The organism is Alphaproteobacteria bacterium, assembly GCA_016722515.1.
GTDB lineage: Bacteria > Pseudomonadota > Alphaproteobacteria > Rickettsiales > JADKJE01 > JADKJE01.
In genome coordinates this window covers 271,780-291,968 of record JADKJE010000003.1, presented here as the reverse complement: position 1 = coordinate 291,968, position 20,189 = coordinate 271,780, and the positions used below count along the sequence as shown (strand labels likewise).

Sequence of the window (20,189 nt, the reverse complement as noted above, 5' to 3'; positions counted from 1 at the left end):
ACATGAAACCCGATTACGACCTGTATTTTAAAGACGCCATTGAAACTGTTAAACGTGAAGGCAGATATCGAGAATTTGCCGATATTCTGCGCCAAGCTGGCCAGTTCCCTTGTGCTAAAAATTATAAAACCGGCCAGGAGGTTGTAGTTTGGTGCAGCAATGATTATTTGGGCATGGGACAAAATCCTGATGTTATTGAAGCCTGCGTTGCGACCACTAAAGCAACGGGCGTTGGTTCCGGTGGAACCCGTAATATTTCAGGTAACAGCCATTCAATCATGGCTTTAGAAAAAGAATTATCTAATCTTCATCACAAAGAGGCGTCCCTTGTTTTCACCTCAGGTTATGTCGCTAATGACACAACCCTGACGACTTTGGGTCATATTATGCCAGACATGGTGTATTTATCGGATGAACTTAACCATGCTTCAATGATTCATGGAATGCGCAATAGCCGCCGCGAAAGGCTCGTCTACCGCCATAATGACATGACTCATTTAGAAGAATTACTTGCATCCCTTCCCCTTAACTCCCCCAAAGTCATAGCGTGTGAAGCTATTTATTCAATGGAAGGTGATATCTCAAAGTTAAAAGACATTTGCGATTTGGCAGACAAATATAACGCAATGACGTATCTCGACGAAGTCCATGCGGTTGGCATGTATGGTCCAACAGGTGCAGGTATTGCTGAACAATTGGGTGTCATGCACCGTATTAGCCTTATTCAGGGAACCCTGGCCAAGGCATTTGGTGTCATTGGCGGTTATATCAGCGGGTCGGCTACGCTTATCGATGCTATCCGCAGTTATGCTCCAGGCTTTATCTTTACCACATCGTTGCCGCCTGCCCTTGCAGAAGCCGCACGCATCAGTATTCAAACGGTTAAATCGACTCCCGAGTTACGGGCCAAGTTGCATGAACGCGTCGCGACATTAAAATCAAAATTACGCTCAACCAATATTTCATTTATTGATGAGCCCAGCCATATCATGCCAGTGCTGGTTGGTAATGCTGTGCTTTGCAAAGAGATCTCTAAAATATTGCTTGATGAGTTTAGCATCTATGTCCAGGCAATCAACTATCCGACGGTTCCTAAAGGAGCCGAACGCCTGCGCATCACGCCGACTCCCCTGCATACGGACCAGATGATGGATGATTTGGTGAGTGCCTTGAAGGATATCTTTACACGGCAATGTTTAAGCCACGCGGCTTAGATTTGATCCCGACCTATTCGGCTTTTTTTCTTCGGTATGAGACGAAAGCGAGTACTTCACAAAAATGCTGGATATTCAAAAAAGCAATATCTAGCCCGGATATTTCATCAAGCAGTCCATGTCTGATTAATTCTGTCGAGTGGTTGCTTTTTCCTGTTTTCGTCAATGGGACACCCGAGAGAGATTTTAGAGATCGATCAACTTTTTTCCTGACTTCTGTCAAATGTGAGGCTGTTTGGTTTTATTTTTAATAGAATCATTTAATGACAGCATGTTGCCTTCACACCGCACCGGCCTTCGCCCCACCCCTCCTCCGAGAGGTGGGGTGGTGGGAGGTGACTCCGGATATTGGTCTTCCTAGCTTTCCAGCTCAATATCCGTATCCGTCATGTCGTCTGCTTCAATTTTAGAGGGTTTCCTTTTGGGATGAGCAACAGCTTCCATGCCAAATTGCAGCACACCTTCCTTACAGTTAACCGTAACCTTGCCGCCTTTGCTGAGTTTCCCAAATAAAATTTCATTGGCTAAAGGTTTTTTGATTTTTTCTTCTATGATTCTTTCCAGTGGGCGAGCACCATTGAGTGGGTCATAACCAGTTTCAGACAAGAATGTCCGAGCCTCATTATCAACTTCAATACGTACATTACGATCCGCTAACTGCTCTTCAAGGTTAATCACAAATTTATCAACCACTTTCATGACGACATCGGTTGTCAATGACTTGAACGGAACAACGGCATCCAACCGATTGCGGAATTCTGGGGAAAAAAGGCGACGTATGGCATCTTTATCCTCATCTTCCCTGCTATCCCTACCAAAACCAAGCGGAGCACGGCTTAATTCTTCAGCACCAGCATTGGTGGTCATAATGATCATTGAATTACGGCAGTTAACTGTTTTTCCATTACTGTCCGTCAATTGGCCATAATCCATAACCTGTAACAGAATATTATAAATATCCTGATTGGCTTTCTCAATTTCGTCCAACAAAATCACAGCGTAAGGATGTTTAGCAATGGCATCCGTTAGCATACCACCTTGCTCATATCCTACATATCCTGGAGGGGCGCCAACCAGACGGGCAACCGAATGTTTCTCCATATATTCAGACATATCAAAACGCACCAATTCCATACGCATTTTTTGCGCCAATTGCTTAGCAAGTTCTGTTTTACCAACCCCAGTTGGCCCTGAAAATAAGTAACAACCAATCGGCTTTTCTGGGTTACGTAAGCCAGCTCGCGAAAGTTTGATGGAATCGACCAATACTTCTACAGCTCTATCTTGTCCGTAGATAATCGATTTTAATTCATGTTCAAGATGTTGAATGACCTCTGAATCATCCATAGAAATCGATTTCACCGGAACATTAGCCATTCGTGCCACAATCTCTTCAATTTCTTTAACGGTAATAGTCGTGACTTTACCATTATTAATAAGTTTTTGGCGAGAACCTGCTTCATCGATCACATCAATGGCTTTATCCGGTAATTTTTTATCCAGTAAAAATCTGCTTGATAATTTAACCGCCGATTCCAAGGCAGCGTTGGTATAGCGCACCTGGTGGTGATTTTCATAATAAGGTTTTAAGCCACGCAAAATTTTAACTGTAGCCTCTTTAGATGGCTCTTTGATTTCAACCATTTGAAAACGACGAACCAAAGCACGGTCTTTCTCAAAATGGCTGGTAAAATCTTTGTGCGTCGTTGAACCGATGCAACGGAAAGCACCTCTAGCAAGTGCAGGTTTTAACAGATTTCCAGCATCCAGCGCACCACCCGTAGTGGCCCCAGCACCAATCAAGGTGTGGATTTCATCAATAAAGAGTACGGCATGAGGCAAACGTTCGATTTCTTTAATAACCGATTTAACGCGCTCTTCAAAATCTCCACGATACCTGGTTCCTGCAAGCAGCAACCCAATATCAAGCGAAAAGATAACGCTGTTTAACAATACATCTGGCACGTTACCTCGTACAATCCGTTGTGCCAAACCTTCAGCGATAGCCGTTTTACCCACACCAGGATCACCTACATAGAGTGGGTTATTTTTAGTACGGCGGCACAAAACTTCAATGGTACGTTCGATTTCTTTTTCACGACCAATCAGCACGTCAATCTTGCCTTCAACAGCTCTCTTATTCAGATTGATGCAATAATTTGCTAAGGCGCTGCCTTCTTTACTAGATGATTCCGATCCCATGGAAGGCTGAATTGCTTTAGCCCGATCCTGATCCTGATCAAATTCAAACTCAATTTCAATTTCCGGCTCATTATTAATAGAATCATTCATATTTCGCAGAGACTTGCTATCTTTTGAGGCAATGCTATTACGTGAAATATAATTAATAACATCCAAGCAGGTGATATTTTGTTCATGCAAGAAATAAACTGCATGAGATTCACGTTCTGAAAAAATTTCAGCAAGAACATTTGCCCCCGTCACTTCCCTTTGACCAGAAGCATGGACATGAATAGCCGCGCGATGTATCACCCGTTGAAAACCTGCCGTTGGTTTAGCTTCGGCAATTTCGTCCAAAATCAATGCTGAAAATCCATTCCGCAAGAATTCATGCAAACTTTCTTCAAGCCCCACGACATCAGCCCCACAGCCCATCATGACATTACTAGCATCTGGATCTTCCAACAATGCAAGTAACAAATGCTCAAGCGTAGCATATTCATGACGATAGCCTTTGGCGATATCGAGTGCCCTATGCAAACTAAGCTCTAGGTTTTTTGAAAGCATATGCACCTTCCTTACGAATGACACAATCAAATATATTGTGATGTTGTTTACTGAATTCCCGTACTTCGGCTACCTTGTTCTCAGCCACTTCCCTGGTAAATGAACCGCAAATAACGGTACCATTATCCAACAGATCTTGACTGAGTTGACTCGCTCTTTTCAAATCTAAATGAAAAAAGCTTTGCAGTATTTGTTTAACGGCGGATACTGATGGCTTTGTCTTAACGACCAGTACAATATGATACATCGATGGCCTTTGTTTGCTCTGCTGTAGCGTATCCACAGTCTGGCTTACAGGTTGCTGCTTTGTTTTGGCTGCGCTCATCGTCTTTTTTGAAGGCGTTGATGAAGTCATTTTATCCTGCATATAGATCCCTAGTTATAGCGTTTCTTTTCATATCGACGACATGTATGCCATCATGTCTAACACTAGCAGGGATTTCTTAGCGAAGGGTTAAGTGGGAATACCTTGTTTAGCAGAGGCCAAAGGATGAACATCCGTTAACCTCCAAAGGTATCCTATTGATCTAAATCAGCTCTTTTGGATTCAATGCACTATAGAGGGTATGACATAAAAGTCACACCCTGTCGAAATGCTTATAAAAATATCTATCAACCTCATCCTCTATGGAATATTTTCTTGATTGAAAAAGAGAGGATAATATTCACATTAACATTGAAATAATCCATTGAATACAATAGAATTTCTGAATAATAATCTTTGGGACAAAATATTCGCCATGAAATCGCAAAATCAACCCTCTCCATTAATATTGAGTAGCTTGGGGCAACCATCAACATCCAAGCGTAAGTACTACTGGCATATTTTGTCGGATTCATCCAATGAGGTTCCACTTACGAAGCATATCACTGCTTCTTATCTTCATAATTTAGCGATAACAGATCCTGGGTTTAAGCTGCCTTACCCAGGTTCAAAAGGCCATTATTTGAGAAGCATTTCGCGGCCTCTATCGCCGAGATCCTATCTGACAAAGACATCTCTTGCGCTTATTGCACACATTGCATTATCTCAAGGTCAGGAAAATACTCACACAGGTATTAACCAGCTTATAAGCCAGTTTTCACAGGACACCCCGAAAGAGCAACTTCAAACGAAGATCGCGCTACTAAAAGTAGGTAAAAAGTCACAAAATCTACCTTTAGAAGGCGACTTAAAGCCATTTAATAAGGCCTTAAGTTTTTTCAGAAAACGCTACCGTACTCTTATTCATGAAATCACAACTAACTTTGATACCAAATCAACGTTAGAAGGCAATGGTGACATATTATGGAATCCTACCAAACTATTAGTCCAGGCACAGCTTTCATCGCAGAGTAAAACAAAAAGCCTGCGTTTTCAAACGCTATTGAGTAAATATGTCCACATTGCCAGTATCATCGAAAAAGGGAGCCCATTATCTGCCAATGAAAAATTCTATTTTGACCAATTATCACAAATCATGTTACGTGAACTTTCCCGGCAAACAATATCCCAGGATTTAACTATATTTAGCGGAGATAAGGTCGAAGATAAGCGGGGAAAAAGTACCTTTAATCTTCTTTATGAAAATAGCCAGTCGTTAAGGTATTTTGTGGAACAAACCGCTCAGATAGATTCGACTTCATGGCAATTGACATGCAAACATATTGATACGGTAAAACAATTCTTAGAGGCTCGCAATCCTGCCATTAAAATCACTCAACAGGGTGGCCTTCTAAGCGATGGTGAAAAAGCATCCAATGGCGTTAATCCTCAGGATTCAAGATTACGACCGATCCATAATCCGTTAAGTCAGGAAGATGTATTCATCTCAACAACACCAACAATAAAACCCATATCTGACATGCTTCCCTCCCCGCAACCAGTACCTGTCGTCATCAAATCGACTACGCCACACGCTATTGCTATTGATCCATCCACTGTCCCCACTCCCATTAAGACTTTGCATACAGCAACCATAGAACTGAGTAAACCAACCATTCCAAAAGACTATCTTTTTTTAGAATTCAAACATTATCTTCAAGAAAATCACGGTAAGGATGTTATCCATCTAGATATGATGAAAGAAGGCTATTTGACCAATCTTTACACACTTATGGATGTTAACAACATGAAAACATCTCTGACAAAAGAGTTTGAACTTTATTCTATATTCAATTTTCTACTGAATACGGTTTACTACTCCCCTTCACCAAGGCAACTAACGAAATCAGACTATGACCAATGTCTCTCACGTGCTATTACCGATAATCAAATTGCGGTTAATATTCTATTTCAATATACGGGTAGCGAGCCCCATACGAGCTCTCCCAAAATGGTCGAAACATTTAAGGTTCTAAGAAACCATATTGATTGCGCGCGATTTGGTGAAATCGACGTCCCTATTATGGATATTGATGGTTTGAGAACGGCATTTCGGGTTTTTTCGGACCAGCAATATCCCTTAAATTCTAACCATGCGCAATTTATTGGACAGTTTTCAAGTCTTTTAAAAATCCAACGAGCCGATCTCACGTACAAGCATTCATTCTCCTCTCAGTATTCCGTTAAATCGGCAAGAGGTTCCCAACCAGGCTCTAGTGGAATTGTTTATCATTAAATTCATAGGATGAATTACACCCTTATTCCATAAGATCGCTGCCGCTTTTGTGCATCAAGGTGGTCAACCCAATGATTGTTATTAGGGTGATAGTCAATACGATTTGTCAATTGCTTAGGTAGAGGCTTTTTATCCTCTAACCGCTGTAACTGCCTTTGGTTTTGATTATGTTTGAGGGAAGTGCCAACGCCTGCACAGGTTGCAATAGCGGTAACAACTAGAGCCACCAGAACAAATAATATATTCGTAAATAGAGCAAAGCCAATAACAGTACATGTTGTCCCAATGACAGGAATGCCGAACCCGATAACCTCCGTTGGCCAGATATTTCGGTAACGCTTATGGGCAGACATTTGCTTTTGGTTAGGTGTTGGGATTGGTGTAAGGGGTAAAGTACGCTGCTTACTGTCTAATGGCGCTGTTTGTTGTTTACGCTTACCTATTCCATTTTTTTCTTTTTCATGACGCGGCTTGATTGCAGGAACGACTTGAGCCACAGGCATAGCCAGGAGGGCGGGTGCTTTTATTTCCCTAACGCCGATAACCTCGTCTCTTTCATCAATTTCACTAGACTCGTAGTCACTGTCTATATGGCTGCTTGAACTTAAGTCTTCGGAATCAAGATGCTCTGAATGATGGGATGCCTCATTTTCTGCAACATTGTTAAAGGCAAATGGGTCAACCGTAATCTGCACCCCTAAATGCGTTGCAAACCATCGCAAATGCTCATCTTTCCATTTAAGAGTACGGATACAACAATCAATCACCTCTTTTGGATTATCCGGTGTTATCGGTAACTCATTCAGTTGGTCATACTGATCTTGAAACTCTTGGCATCCGTCGCTTAACAACGTTCTTAATGTAGATTTCACCCCTTCTGTAAGTTCGTTTCCTGACGAATTAATACGCACTATGATCGTTAGTATTGGATCAATTTTTCGCTGCAAATTTAATTCTTCATTCTCACCTATGAATGCTTTTAATTTGCCAATCAATTCAGCAACCGTATTATCCACATGGACTATTTTTTCATAAACCGCTGGCAATCTTTTGTATAGTTCCCAGGTGTTTTCCATGCGCTCTCTAACGTCTCTTATCTCGGGTGCGCGAGCCTCTAAATGCTTACCTAAATCTCCAAATTCAACCTGTGTACCAATGCGATTATTTTTCCATGCATTTATCGCTATCGATAAACGCACTACTTCTTTGTTAATGAAGAGTTTTTCGTTTGGTTCAGCATCTGCATATTGGTCTACAAGGCGTTTTACCTCAGAGACTTTACGTTCTAATTCATCAGCAAGAGTGTAGATAGAATGAACCTGAGCACTTAAATTCTTCGCTTCTTCTTCTGCAGAAGGAAGCTTTGCTTCAGGTTCAACATTACTTTTGTTATTAAAAATTTCGCTATTCATCCTTTCTTTAACTTCCAGAGGTTTGAAATACAGCTTCTGAAGGATATCAAGTGACTCATCAATGAGTGTTTGATGAAAAGGACTCTCGGGAAGACCATCGTTTAATGTGACTAACTTTTGGTGCTCAGAAACAAAAGCATCGCTTTGTGTTTGTTGATGAATACGATACAAGGAGAGCGTATTTTGGATAGATAATTGCAATTCGAAAACGGTTAAACGGCATTGCTCCTCGCTTATGCGTTTCAACTCCTTAAAATACGTCACTTGAATATGTTCTTTAAGGGATTCCACCTCATTTTCATCAATACTTTGACCATCATAGTCAAGATTTCCATCTGGACCACATATATTGTTCAAGTACGTATGGTATTCACTAAACTTGGGGTCCTGTTTTTCCAATCGAAAATGGCCACGATAAAGGGCTAACGCTGTAATAACAGCGCTATCAATAGCCCTCCTTATCTCTTCTAAAGAAAAGACAGTCTCATCATCCCCCCGGATCATCGCTTTCATCTTCTTCTCTTCTACTCTCTATCCCTAATGATAAAGTTTTTTAAATATAAATGCATCCTTAAAATTTTTCCTGTCTTCTGCCCATTAGTGCGGTTTGAGGGCCTTGAAGATATTGCCGTAATAAGCTGAGGCAGTTCATCTAACCAGGCTTTTCCTTTTTCTGCATAAATACTGATAATGTTGGAACGGAAGGTGTTCATAGACTCTCCTTCACAATAACATCGTAAGGCTCTGCCAGCTTATTTTCTTGTTTTCGTCGGCTACTGAGATTTGAAATTTCAGATCATTATAAATCAATATGTTATTGAATGATAAAATTCTATTTGGGTGTCTTGCGGAAATTTAGTATGTGCCTTTGATGTACATGCGATCCTAGAAGAACAAGAGCGGTAGCCTTAGTATCCCGATTATAGAAAAGTTCCGAGAGACCTATAAGGTTGTCGAAACAGTAGGTTGCGCAGCACTCCCTGTCACTCCTCCTCTGGTGAGGAGGGGTGTTGGGGAGGTGGGAAGGCAACATGCTGTCATTCAATGATTCTATTAAAAACGAAACCAAACAGCCTCACATTTGGCAGAAGTCAGGTGAAAGTTTTTTTACTAATGTTGAAAATCAAGGTCACAGCCTCCTGTGAACCTTGCTAAAATCGCCACCACAGCTCCACATCTTTAAGCCCTCGCACACTGTATGCCTGTTTGCGTTCATGTTTAGGAACACGCGTATCCAGTGGTGGAAATAAGCCAAAATTAACATTCATGGGTTGAAAGGTTTCAAAGGTTGCATCGCCCGTGATATGGCGAATCAAAGCACCTAAAGCCGTGGTTGGCGGAGGTGCAACCATTTGTTTGTCCTGGTATCGACAAGCAATAAAAATTCCTGCCAATAATCCCATAGCGGCACTTTCCACATAGCCTTCTACTCCGGTTATTTGCCCGGCAAAACGAATATGCGGATGTGACTTAAGAGCTAATGAATAATCCAGTAACGATGGGCTGTGGATAAACGTATTGCGATGGATACCGCCTAAGCGTTCAAACTCAGCATTCTCAAGGCCAGGAATCATTCTAAACACACGCTGCTGCTCACCATATTTAAGCTTGGTTTGAAAACCAACCATATTATATAAGGTCCCCTGGGCATTATCCTGCCTTAATTGTACCACGGCATAAGGCTTAATATCAGGTTGAAAAGGGTTGGTAAGGCCAACTGGTTTCATAGGGCCAAAACGTAGGGTTTCCCGTCCGCGTTCAGCCATGACTTCAATAGGTAGGCATCCTTCAAAATACGGTGTGTTTTTTTCCCATTCTTTAAATTCAGTTTTCTCTCCAGCCAAAAGTGCATCGATAAACGCCTCATATTCATCTTTGGTCATCGGGCAATTAATGTAATCTTTGCCCTCGCCTTTATCGTAACGTGATTGAAACCATACTTTAGTAAAATCAATGCTTTCCTTAGAAATGATCGGAGCTATGGCATCAAAGAAAGAAAGGTAGTCACTGCCTGTTGCTTTCATAATAGATTGTGACAACGCGTCCGAAGTGAGTGGACCAGTAGCAATAAGCACCTGTCCCCACGATTCATCAGGCAATGTGGTTACTTCCTCTGAAACAAAGGTAATTAAGGGATGACTACGCAGGGTTTGGTCAATCGATTGTGAAAACTGATCCCTATCAACTGCCAGCGCCGAACCGGCAGGAAGACGATTGTTATCGGCGGCTCTCAGCACCAACGAACCACATCTGCGCATCTCTTCATGCAACAAACCAATGGCACTGGATGCATCATCATTACGAAACGAATTTGAACAGACCAATTCTGCACACAACGCTGTTTTATGGGCAAAGGTAAGCTGTTGCTCGCAACGCATTTCATGAATAATGACCGGAACACCCCGCGAAACCAACTGCCAGGCAGCCTCACTCCCAGCCAGTCCTGCACCAATAATATGAACGGGATTCGTCATGCTAATGCCCTAATTAAATATCTAAATTCTCTACATGCAAGGCATTGGCTTGAATAAAGTCACGTCGTGGCTCAACAACATCGCCCATCAACGTAGAGAAGGTCTCCTCGGCTTTATCCTCTTCTGTCACTTTTACCTGTAAAAGCGTACGGACATCCGGATCCATAGTGGTACTCCACAATTGTTCCGCATTCATCTCACCCAATCCTTTAAAACGCTGGAATGACACACCTTTACGGCCATAAGCCATCACGGTTTCAAATAAATGCGAAGGCGAATGGACAGCGACTTCTTCACCACGAATATGCAGCACACCTGATTGCGAGGTGTAATTTAAGAAAAGATTGACGGCTTCCTGTAATTTTTGTGCTTCATGGCTTTGGCAGGCAGCACGGTCTAAGACAAATATTTCACGGACGCCTTTCACTTGGCGCTCTACCTGTAGATTACCTTCTGTCGTCATCGTGCCTACCCACACCACCTCATCATCATTGGCCTGCATACGGCTTAATGTTTCAGCAACCGCTTGGGCAAGTGTAAGATTAAATTCAGCTCCAGGCTCAAAGGCACGGTTTAACACAGCCGCTTCAGCCAATGATTCAGGCATACGGCGTGAGAATGATTTTAACAGATGGTCAAAATGGCCAGCCTTACCAACCAATTCGCGCAAATCTTTTTGTGAATGCTGGGTTCCACCAATCTCAAGCACAGCCTCAGAAAGCGCGGTATCCATGAGATAATTTTCCATAGCCGTATCGTCTTTAAGGTAAAGTTCACTCTGACCACGCTTTACTTTATAAAGTGGAGGCTGGGCAATATAGAGATAGCCTTTTTCAATGAGATCACGCATCTGGCGATAAAAGAAAGTCAACAGCAAGGTACGAATATGCGCACCGTCGACGTCGGCATCGGTCATGATGATAATTTTATGATAACGCGTTTTGGTGATATCGAAATCATCCCTGCCAATACCTGTACCAATAGCAGTAATAAGCGTACCAATTTCCTGGGAAGACAGCATTTTATCAAAGCGTGCCCTTTCCACATTAAGAATTTTTCCACGCAGAGGAAGAATCGCCTGGAACTTACGCTCACGCCCTTGTTTGGCCGATCCACCTGCCGAATCACCCTCTACGATGTAAAGTTCGGATTTGCTTGGATCCTTCTCCTGACAATCGGCCAGCTTTCCAGGAAGGTTAGCAATATCCAACGCACCTTTACGACGCGTTAAATCACGGGCTTTACGCGCCGCCTCACGAGCAGCAGCCGCTTCCACGACTTTCATGACAATCATTTTCGCATCTTGGGGATGCTCTTCCAACCATTTGGATAACAATTCAGACACAATCTGCTCAACCACCTGGCGGACTTCAGAGCTCACCAGCTTATCTTTCGTTTGCGATGAAAATTTAGGGTCAGGCACTTTAACCGACAATACGCAGGTAAGTCCCTCGCGCATATCTTCGCCGTTTAAACTGACTTTTTCCTTTTTAGCAATTCCCGTATCGTTAGCATAGTTATTGAGGCAACGGGTCAATGCAGCACGAAAACCAGCCAAGTGGGTTCCCCCATCACGCTGGCGGATATTATTGGTAAAACACAACATATTTTCGTGATAGCTGTCGTTCCATTCCATAGCAATATCAACCGAAATGCCATTTTGCTCTCCACGCATTAAAACCGGATCGTGAGAAGGATGTTTGGCACGGTCTAAATAACGGACGAAGGCTTCCGTTCCGCCATCAAATTTAAATTCACTTGCTACTTCATCTTCCCCTCGTAAGTCTTTGATTATAATAAAAACTCCAGAGTTCAAAAAGGCCATTTCTCGAATACGGTGCTCCAGCGTTTCAAAGCTGAATTCAGTAAACGTAAACACTTCAGTTGACGGCAAGAAAGTAACCTCTGTTCCCTTTTTTCCCTCTGTTGGCCCCACTAATTTTAATGGCTCAATGGCCTTACCATCACGGAACTCCATAAAATATTCTTTGTTATCACGCCAGATACGTAATTTAAGGCTTACCGAAAGTGCATTCACCACCGATACCCCAACCCCGTGCAGTCCTCCTGATACTTTATAGGAATTCTGGTCAAACTTACCACCAGCATGAAGTTGCGTCATAATAACTTCGGCTGCAGAAATGCCTTCTCCTTGGTGGATATCAACAGGAATACCACGACCATTGTCGCGTACGGTAACCGAACCATCCTTGTTAATCGTTATTTCTATTCGGTCGCAATGGCCTGCCAAGGCTTCATCAATCGCGTTATCTACCACTTCATAGACCATGTGGTGAAGGCCTGAACCATCATCTGTGTCACCGATATACATTCCAGGACGCTTTCTAACGGCATCCAGCCCCTTTAAAACCTTAATCGATTCAGCACCATATTCTTGATCACCTGCACCGGGGGTAGCCTGCACTTCTTGTACCGTTGACGACATAGTATCTTCTTATTTAAATTAATGTTTTTACCCAGGTTTCAGTATAGCTCATACCCTGGGATTTAGCACGGTTTTTTTTGGAGTATTTTGTGAGAAGAAAGACAGAAAAAATATGCTGCTGTAGCTGCCTTGTGAGGTACAAAAGCCTTTCCATTTTAGTTATGCGCAGGAAGAACGGATAATTGCGCTAGTCGCGCAATTTCATAGAGGACTGAGGAAAACGAAACCTTGTAGCAGCGTAGGAAATTATTACAGTGATTATTTAGTTCTGCGGCTTCACTTTAATAATTTTAGTTGTTTTGGGAGGCTGTACCGGCTGGACTGTCTGAGGAACACCGGTTGTATCGCGAACCACGCGCGAACGACCATCGTTACTCACAATCACAAATGCTTTGTCACCAACAACAAGGGGATTATCTAATCCTTGAACGACGGTCATAACCTGGCCGTTCGTTAATTTAACAATATACTCCATACCTTGTTGCTTGCTCAACTGCTGTTGTGCATATGCTCCGGTCAAACCACCGAGAATAGCTCCTGCTGCTGCTGCTCCAAGGCTACCACGGCCTTTACCAAACATCGCCCCACCGACTCCACCAGCCACGGCACCCGTCGCTAAACCAGCCCCATTATCTTGTAATTTATCGGCTTCTTTTACTTGAATTTGACGCACACTGATCACCGTACCTTCAAATGTATCAGAGGCTTCCCCAATGTGGTTAGAACTATAGGCTCCCGATGAAATTTCACGCTGACAAGCCGAAACCATCAATGAGACCGATACTAAACCTAACACGGGAACAACCATGATTTTTTTCATATAAACTCCGTAAATTAACATTAAAATAGTTGACTAAATGATGATTTAAACTTGGTTAAGGTTCTAGCATTTGGCTATTTTTTTGTCAAACCATCTTTCTCCAGCTTGACGTGCCATCTGGATGATCCTGGACTTCAATTTTTTTCGCTGTCAGAATATTTCTGATGCGATCCGCTTCAGGCCAATTCTTGGTTTGTTTGGCTTCTTTGCGTTGTTGAACTAAATGATCAATCTCATTTTTTTCTTGGTCTGAAATACTAGATTGTTGGGTAATAAACCAATCTGCTGGTTTCTTTTGCAGTAAACCAATCATCCGTCCTGCAGCCAGTAATTTTTTGCCCTCGCCTTCTTTAGCAAACCGATGCATACAAGCAATAACCACCGGCACATTTAAATCGGCCTTGAGTGCCTCCAACACTTCCTCAGCAATATCTTCATCGCCACAATCAACCGTATTGGTTTGCTGCAATACATGATAAAATCGATCCAGCCCCTTTTGGGCATCACTGACGGCCTTTTCATTCCAATCCATCGGCTTACGGTAATGGGTAGATAAAAGGACCATACGAATTACCTCCCCGGGAATACCTTGCCCCAAAATATCATGAACCGTGTAGAAATTCCCCAATGATTTGGACATTTTCTCTCCACCAACCATTAAGAAACCATTGTGAATCCAGTAATGGGCAAAATGAGATTCAGGATAGGCACAACAGCTCTGGGCAATTTCGTTTTCGTGATGAGGAAATTGTAAATCTGCACCACCTCCATGAATATCAAAATTTATGCCAAGATATTCTGTACTCATGACAGAACATTCAATATGCCATCCCGGTCTGCCCCTGCCCCAGGGACTATCCCATCCAGGTTCATCACTGGCTGAGGGTTTCCATAATACAAAATCGGCCGCATCCTTTTTAAATTCAGAAACTTCAACCCGACTTCCCGCTATTAATTCGTCAACAGACCGCCCCGAAAGCTGGCCATAAGATGAAAAACTTTTAACTGAAAAATAAACATGCCCATGCGCAGCATACGCATGGTTGTTATCGATAAGCGATTGTATCATTGTTACCATTTGCTGTATATGGTCAGTGGCATGCGGTTCAATGGTCGGTAAATGATTATTAAGTTCAGCCATATCTTGGTGAAACAATGTTTCGATACGACTCGTTAAATCCCGAATTGATTCTTGATTTTGCTTGGCAGCCTGATTAATTTTATCATCCACATCCGTAATATTGCGGACATAGGTAACCTTGGGATAAAGATGTGACAATAACCGATAGAGAATATCATAAACCACCACTGATCGCGCATTCCCCAAATGCGGCCTATCATAGACCGTAGGCCCGCAGACATACATAGTAACATGGTTAGGATCTAGGGGTACAAATACTTCTGTTAACCGGGTCAGTGTATTATAAAGTTCAATCATAATTTTTCCCATAAAAAGAGCCTGACAAAGCAGGCTCCCTCTAGACTAAAAGCAACTTTTAACCTAAGCCTTCGCTTTATCTTTTTTACAGCACTGCGGAGGGCAATAGAAACGTTTGCGAATGAGATAATCAAACGACCATTTGCCAGGCCCTTGTGTCAGAATAATGCCTAACAATAACGCCCAGTAAACATGTTCCATACTTTCTTGATAACTAAACTGGATAACCGCGGTCATAACCAACATCAAAAATGCAGCCAATCGCCCACCTAAACCCAATACCAACAATACGGGCATGACTAGTTCTGTAAAGGTTCCCATGCACGCAGCAACATTGGCCGGTAAATGATTATTGGTAATTGACAACATATCGGCCAAACCTTTAGGTAAAAATGGAACCGGATGCTCCGCTTCAAATAATAAAAGCGTGTTGCTCCAATCCTTAACTTTAAGCATGCCTGAAGTGAAAAATATATTAGCCATTTGCAACCGAGCTAAGATAAGAACCGCAGGCGCCAATACATCCAGACACCAAATTTTGCAACTTGCCAATCGCAACAGACAATCACAGTATGATTTTTTCTCCTGCACCGCTTTGGGGGAATTTTTATTGGTATTGCTGGGTTTGTTTTTGTAATTCTTTTTGGACATAATCCCTCTTGGTTTTAATAACTTAACGCATGCCTTATTTATATACGCAAACAAGCAGCTAATCAACCGTATAGGAAACAAAAATATGATCCCTGATGGCGTCCGCAATAGCTGCGATTAAATCAAACCCACGGTTATCACACTTTTTTAAAGCAATGTCATAGGCCTCAAGCAGTGTTTGACCTTTCATGATTGAATCCAAAAAAAGTGCTTCCGCTACCGATATTATTTTCAACTTCACATCAATTCCTTGACGATGAATGAGGATGGATTCATTTCCAGTATTTAAATCGATATCCACGTCATCTGGACGATCTAATACCTGCTGCCATAATTGTAAGACTGGAAAATCAGATCTAATAATAAAGGCTCCCGGATGTATCCCAAAACAAAGCTTCTCATAGAATTGTTCCGGCAATAATTGAAGATTTTCTATATTGATGGGAGGAACATTCTTTGCTTGATAGGAACGCAGATAGGCCCACTCTAATCGCGCAACATCTTCTAGATACGGTAAGTGAGCCACAGGTCTGAAATCCCTCAAAAAATCAGGAAACTCTCTGCCATATTCTTCGAGATTACCACTCATCGACGGATGCCGTAATACATATTCCCTCGCTGCATAACGAAAAAAACGCTCATCCACTAATTGTACAACAACCGGAAATGTAAGGACTAATGCATTGATGAGTGCCTGAAATACATTGTTGCGATAGACCGATAAACGTGCTTCTGGCGAAAATGGTGTCAGGATTAATCTGCGATACCAGCGACAACCGGTTATCATTATGAAAAACCGAACGTGCAAATTCTTCTTGAAGTTCTAATAATTGAACCATATATCCCCCTTAAAGATACACTACAGAGGCCCAACTAACCTCTGCCCGGGGGCGACTATATCATACTGTAAAATTTCTGCAACAATTCCTTTGGAGCCTAAATGGGACTGTTCGAGCATAGTAGCCTGAGAAGCCTGATCAATAAACGTGTCCGGCAGGTGAAGGCTACGGATTATTTTGCCTTCATTAAGTCCTGTTCTTTGGGATAAGAAATCCAGAACATGAGATCCAAATCCTCCTATGCTTCCCTCTTCGACCATTAAAAGCATACGGTGATGTTCATAAAGGTTAAGTATCAATGCCTCATCAAGTGGCTTGGCAAATCGTGCATCAGCAACCGTGATACTTAAACCCAATTGCTCCAAATGAGCAGCGGCCACCACTGCATCCTCCAAACGCGTCCCTAGTGATAAAATAGCAATATCACTGCCTTCTCTTAGGATACGACCTTTGCCAATTTCAAGTATTTCACCGCGCGGAGGCAACTCTAACCCAATCCCCTCGCCTCGTGGGTAACGAAAAGCAATAGGTCCTTGATCATAGGCAACTGCTGTTGCAACCATATGGCGTAATTCCACTTCATCACTTGGGGCCATCACCACCATATTGGGTAGCGTTGCAAGATAGGTAATATCAAAACTCCCCGCATGGGTGGGGCCATCCGCTCCCACTAGCCCCGCTCGGTCGATTGCAAATCGAACAGGCAAATTTTGAATAGCAACATCATGGACGACCTGATCATAAGCGCGCTGCAAAAAAGTTGAATATATAGCACAAAAAGGCTTCATTCCTTCACATGCAAGGCCGGCAGCAAACGTCACGGCATGTTGTTCGGCAATGCCTACATCAAACATACGATCGGGAAAGGTTTTAGCAAATTTATCCAATCCAGTACCTGAAGGCATGGCTGCCGTAATGGCTACAATTTTAGAATCATAGGATGCCTCCATGACTAAACTATCAGCAAAAACCTGAGTATAGCTTGGTACGCCACGGCTTGTTTTGTTCTGCATTTTTGTTTGAAGATCAAAAGTATTCACCGCATGGTATTTTTCTTTTGATGCCTCGGGAGAGTGGAATCCCTTTCCTTTTTCGGTAACAACATGGATCAAAATAGGATGTTTGATACTCCGGTCATCCCTGATGTTTTTTAAGATGGGCAAAAGGTGGTGAATATCATGCCCATCAATAGGCCCAACATAATAAAAACCCATTTCCTCAAAAAAATTCCCGCCGGTGGCAAAGTTCCTGGCATATTTTTCTGCGGATTTTGCCACTTTTTCAATGGGTTTAGGTAAATGGCTAACCATGTATTTTGCCATGGTTCTTAAATTTAAATAGGGGCGAGAAGAAATAAGTCGTGATAAATAGTGGCTCATAGCCCCAACCGGTGGGGCAATAGACATATCATTATCATTGAGAACGACAATCATCCGTGAATTAATGGCTCCTGCATTATTCATGGCTTCATAGGCCATGCCAGCACTCATCGCCCCATCACCAATCACAGCAATCACTTCAAATTCTTCTTGATTATGATCGCGAGCGACTGCCATTCCAAGCGCTGCCGAAATGGACGTTGAACTGTGTCCAGCTCCAAACGGATCATAGATACTTTCCGCACGTTTTGTAAATCCGGATAAACCACCTTCCTTGCGCAAGGTATGCATCCTCTCTTTACGGCCTGTCAAAATTTTATGGGGATAGGTCTGATGCCCAACATCCCAGATTAATTTATCTTTAGGCGTGTTAAACACATAATGTAGGGCAACGGTTAACTCAACAACACCAAGACCTGCACCTAAATGACCACCGGTGCTAGAAACCGATTCAATAACGGCATCCCTCACTTCTTGGGACAATTGTTCTAATTGCTGAAGATTAAACCCCCTAAAATCCTGTGGATCTTGAATTTTATCTAGTAATTTCGGGGGTGTCATCAACCACTCTCTTCGAGATAACCTTATAACAGATTATTTCTCAATTTTTCTTGCCTCGTCAATTAGCATAACAGGTATACCATCACGAATGGGATAAGCAAGTGCAGCTTTTTTGCTGATTAATTCCTGCTGTGCTTCATCGTAGAACAAAGGTTCTTTAGTTAAAGGGCAAACGAGAATCTGAAGCAAAGAACGATCAAAAAACCTTTGCGGCTTTGAGACAGCATTTTGTTCATGATTCTCTGTCATTCTTTAACCCGTCATGATTAACCAACGATTTCCTCAGGCTTAAAGAAGAAATCAATTTCAATTTTAGCATTATCTAGACTATCAGATCCGTGGACAGAATTAGCTTCAATACTTTCAGCAAATTCTTTACGGATTGTGCCTGGCTCAGCATTTTCAGGATTGGTTGCACCCATGACATCACGGTTACGCAAAACAGCATTATCACCTTCTAATACCTGCACAACAACAGGACCAGAAATCATAAAGGTCACTAAATCATTGAAGAAAGGACGAGCTTTGTGTACGGCATAAAATGCCTCAGCATCAGAACGTGACAATTGCACACGTCGTTGAGCCACAATACGCAATCCGGCTTCTTCAAACTTGGCGTTAATCTTACCGGTTAAATTACGGCGGGTTGCATCTGGTTTGAGGATAGATAATGTACGTTCAATTACCATGTTAATACCTGTCTATTTTAAGGATCATTCTATATTCTTTGTCCTTTAATCACGGAGAAAGAACAAAACTTTAGGGAGATGGAATTATCAAGATTTGCTACTAGAGCTAGTCCTGATAAGCCAAAAAACTAAAACATACGCGTGTTTTAGTTTTTTACTCCCCCCTTAACGGGGGGAGTTGCCGATGTAAAGCTATGCTGCTTTTTTAGCGGCTGGTTTCTTAGCAGCTGCTGGCTTTTTAGCCGCAGGCTTAGCTTTTGTTTCTTTAACAGGTGCTGGCTTAACTTGTTGAGCAACATCCTGATTTGTTGAGATAACCGAAACAAACACTTTGTTATTGCGACCACGTTTAAACTCAACCTTGCCTTCGATTAAAGCGAAGATGGTATAGTCTTTGCCGAGTCCAACATTTTTGCCAACATGCCATTTGGTTCCACGCTGACGAACAATAATGTTCCCAGGAACAACATTTTGACCACCATAAATTTTAACACCTAATCTCTTACCTGCGGAATCGCGTCCGTTTCTCGAACTACCACCTGCTTTCTTATGAGCCATGATATTATCCTCTTATTATTTTTCCACTAGAAAACCAAACAACCTAAGCTGCGATTTTCTTAACCTTAATCACGGTCACTTCCTGACGATGGCCTTTGGTACGGCGATAGGTGTGACGACGTTTCTTTTTGAAAATCAGAATTTTCTTCTCGCGGTCTTGAGCCAAAATTTCAACTTCAACCGTTGCGCCTTTAACAGTAGGACTTCCTACTTTATGGGAGCTACCGTCATGAACCATCAAAACTTCCCCAACGGAGATGACTTTACCAGCCTCACCCTCAAGATTTTCAACGCGGAGGATATCACCCTCAGAGACCGTGTATTGTTTTCCACCGGTACGAATTACTGCAAACATGCTAT

General features: G+C 42.3%; 17 protein-coding genes. 2 read left to right on the top strand and 15 right to left on the bottom strand.

Going from position 1 to position 20,189, the window contains the following annotated elements:
- The first annotated feature begins 2 nt into the window (after positions 1-2).
- Positions 3-1,214 (top strand): 5-aminolevulinate synthase, encoded by a 1,212-nt coding sequence (gene hemA, locus IPP74_09920; GenBank protein ID MBL0319583.1) that lies wholly within the window; start codon positions 3-5, stop codon positions 1,212-1,214.
- A gap of 357 nt (positions 1,215-1,571) precedes the next feature.
- Here the strand turns inward: hemA and clpA are convergent, their stop codons facing one another.
- Positions 1,572-3,962: an ATP-dependent Clp protease ATP-binding subunit ClpA gene (gene clpA, locus IPP74_09915; GenBank protein MBL0319582.1), complete on the bottom strand. Its 2,391-nt coding sequence runs from the start codon at positions 3,960-3,962 to the stop codon at positions 1,572-1,574.
- Positions 3,937-4,329 carry an ATP-dependent Clp protease adaptor ClpS gene (locus IPP74_09910; protein ID MBL0319581.1) on the bottom strand — a complete coding sequence of 131 codons (393 nt, stop codon included), beginning with the start codon at positions 4,327-4,329 and terminating at the stop codon, positions 3,937-3,939. Before IPP74_09910 ends, clpA begins: the two co-directional genes overlap by 26 nt.
- Before the next feature lie 415 nt (positions 4,330-4,744).
- Between IPP74_09910 and IPP74_09905 the strand changes: the two genes are divergently transcribed.
- Positions 4,745-6,562, top strand: coding sequence for a hypothetical protein (locus IPP74_09905; GenBank protein MBL0319580.1), 1,818 nt, complete (start codon positions 4,745-4,747; stop codon positions 6,560-6,562).
- 14 nt (positions 6,563-6,576) lie between these two features.
- On the opposite strand, the gene IPP74_09900 is transcribed toward IPP74_09905, so the two are convergent.
- The 13 genes from IPP74_09900 to rplU all read right to left on the bottom strand — a co-directional run bounded on the left by IPP74_09900 (position 6,577) and on the right by rplU (position 20,184).
- Positions 6,577-8,487 carry a hypothetical protein gene (locus IPP74_09900; protein MBL0319579.1) on the bottom strand — a complete coding sequence of 637 codons (1,911 nt, stop codon included), beginning with the start codon at positions 8,485-8,487 and terminating at the stop codon, positions 6,577-6,579.
- Between the two features lie 11 nt (positions 8,488-8,498).
- Positions 8,499-8,687 (bottom strand): hypothetical protein, encoded by a 189-nt coding sequence (locus IPP74_09895; GenBank protein ID MBL0319578.1) that lies wholly within the window; start codon positions 8,685-8,687, stop codon positions 8,499-8,501.
- Positions 8,688-9,125: 438 nt separating this feature from the next.
- Positions 9,126-10,448 (bottom strand): methylenetetrahydrofolate--tRNA-(uracil(54)-C(5))-methyltransferase (FADH(2)-oxidizing) TrmFO, encoded by a 1,323-nt coding sequence (gene trmFO / locus IPP74_09890; protein MBL0319577.1) that lies wholly within the window; start codon positions 10,446-10,448, stop codon positions 9,126-9,128.
- A 13-nt stretch (positions 10,449-10,461) separates the two neighbouring features.
- A complete protein-coding gene (gene gyrB, locus IPP74_09885; protein MBL0319576.1) occupies positions 10,462-12,894 on the bottom strand; it encodes a DNA topoisomerase (ATP-hydrolyzing) subunit B in 2,433 nt (810 codons plus the stop codon).
- Positions 12,895-13,156: 262 nt separating this feature from the next.
- Positions 13,157-13,714: a hypothetical protein gene (locus IPP74_09880; protein MBL0319575.1), complete on the bottom strand. Its 558-nt coding sequence runs from the start codon at positions 13,712-13,714 to the stop codon at positions 13,157-13,159.
- 85 nt (positions 13,715-13,799) lie between these two features.
- Positions 13,800-15,155, bottom strand: a complete 1,356-nt coding sequence (locus IPP74_09875) for a cysteine--tRNA ligase (GenBank protein ID MBL0319574.1) — start codon at positions 15,153-15,155, stop codon at positions 13,800-13,802.
- A gap of 60 nt (positions 15,156-15,215) precedes the next feature.
- Complete coding sequence (locus IPP74_09870) at positions 15,216-15,803, bottom strand: DoxX family protein (GenBank protein MBL0319573.1); 588 nt, start codon at positions 15,801-15,803, stop codon at positions 15,216-15,218.
- A 58-nt stretch (positions 15,804-15,861) separates the two neighbouring features.
- Positions 15,862-16,590, bottom strand: a complete 729-nt coding sequence (locus IPP74_09865; protein ID MBL0319572.1) for a putative DNA-binding domain-containing protein — start codon at positions 16,588-16,590, stop codon at positions 15,862-15,864.
- A gap of 72 nt (positions 16,591-16,662) precedes the next feature.
- Positions 16,663-18,582 carry a 1-deoxy-D-xylulose-5-phosphate synthase gene (locus IPP74_09860; protein ID MBL0319571.1) on the bottom strand — a complete coding sequence of 640 codons (1,920 nt, stop codon included), beginning with the start codon at positions 18,580-18,582 and terminating at the stop codon, positions 16,663-16,665.
- Positions 18,583-18,615: 33 nt separating this feature from the next.
- Positions 18,616-18,831 (bottom strand): Trm112 family protein, encoded by a 216-nt coding sequence (locus tag IPP74_09855; GenBank protein MBL0319570.1) that lies wholly within the window; start codon positions 18,829-18,831, stop codon positions 18,616-18,618.
- Positions 18,832-18,848: 17 nt separating this feature from the next.
- Complete coding sequence (ndk, locus tag IPP74_09850; GenBank protein ID MBL0319569.1) at positions 18,849-19,271, bottom strand: nucleoside-diphosphate kinase; 423 nt, start codon at positions 19,269-19,271, stop codon at positions 18,849-18,851.
- A 192-nt stretch (positions 19,272-19,463) separates the two neighbouring features.
- Positions 19,464-19,829 carry a 50S ribosomal protein L27 gene (gene rpmA / locus IPP74_09845; protein MBL0319568.1) on the bottom strand — a complete coding sequence of 122 codons (366 nt, stop codon included), beginning with the start codon at positions 19,827-19,829 and terminating at the stop codon, positions 19,464-19,466.
- A gap of 43 nt (positions 19,830-19,872) precedes the next feature.
- The gene (rplU, locus tag IPP74_09840; protein ID MBL0319567.1) at positions 19,873-20,184 is read right to left on the bottom strand and encodes a 50S ribosomal protein L21; all 312 of its coding nucleotides are present in this window, start codon (positions 20,182-20,184) and stop codon (positions 19,873-19,875) included.
- Between the last annotated feature and the right edge of the window lie 5 nt (positions 20,185-20,189).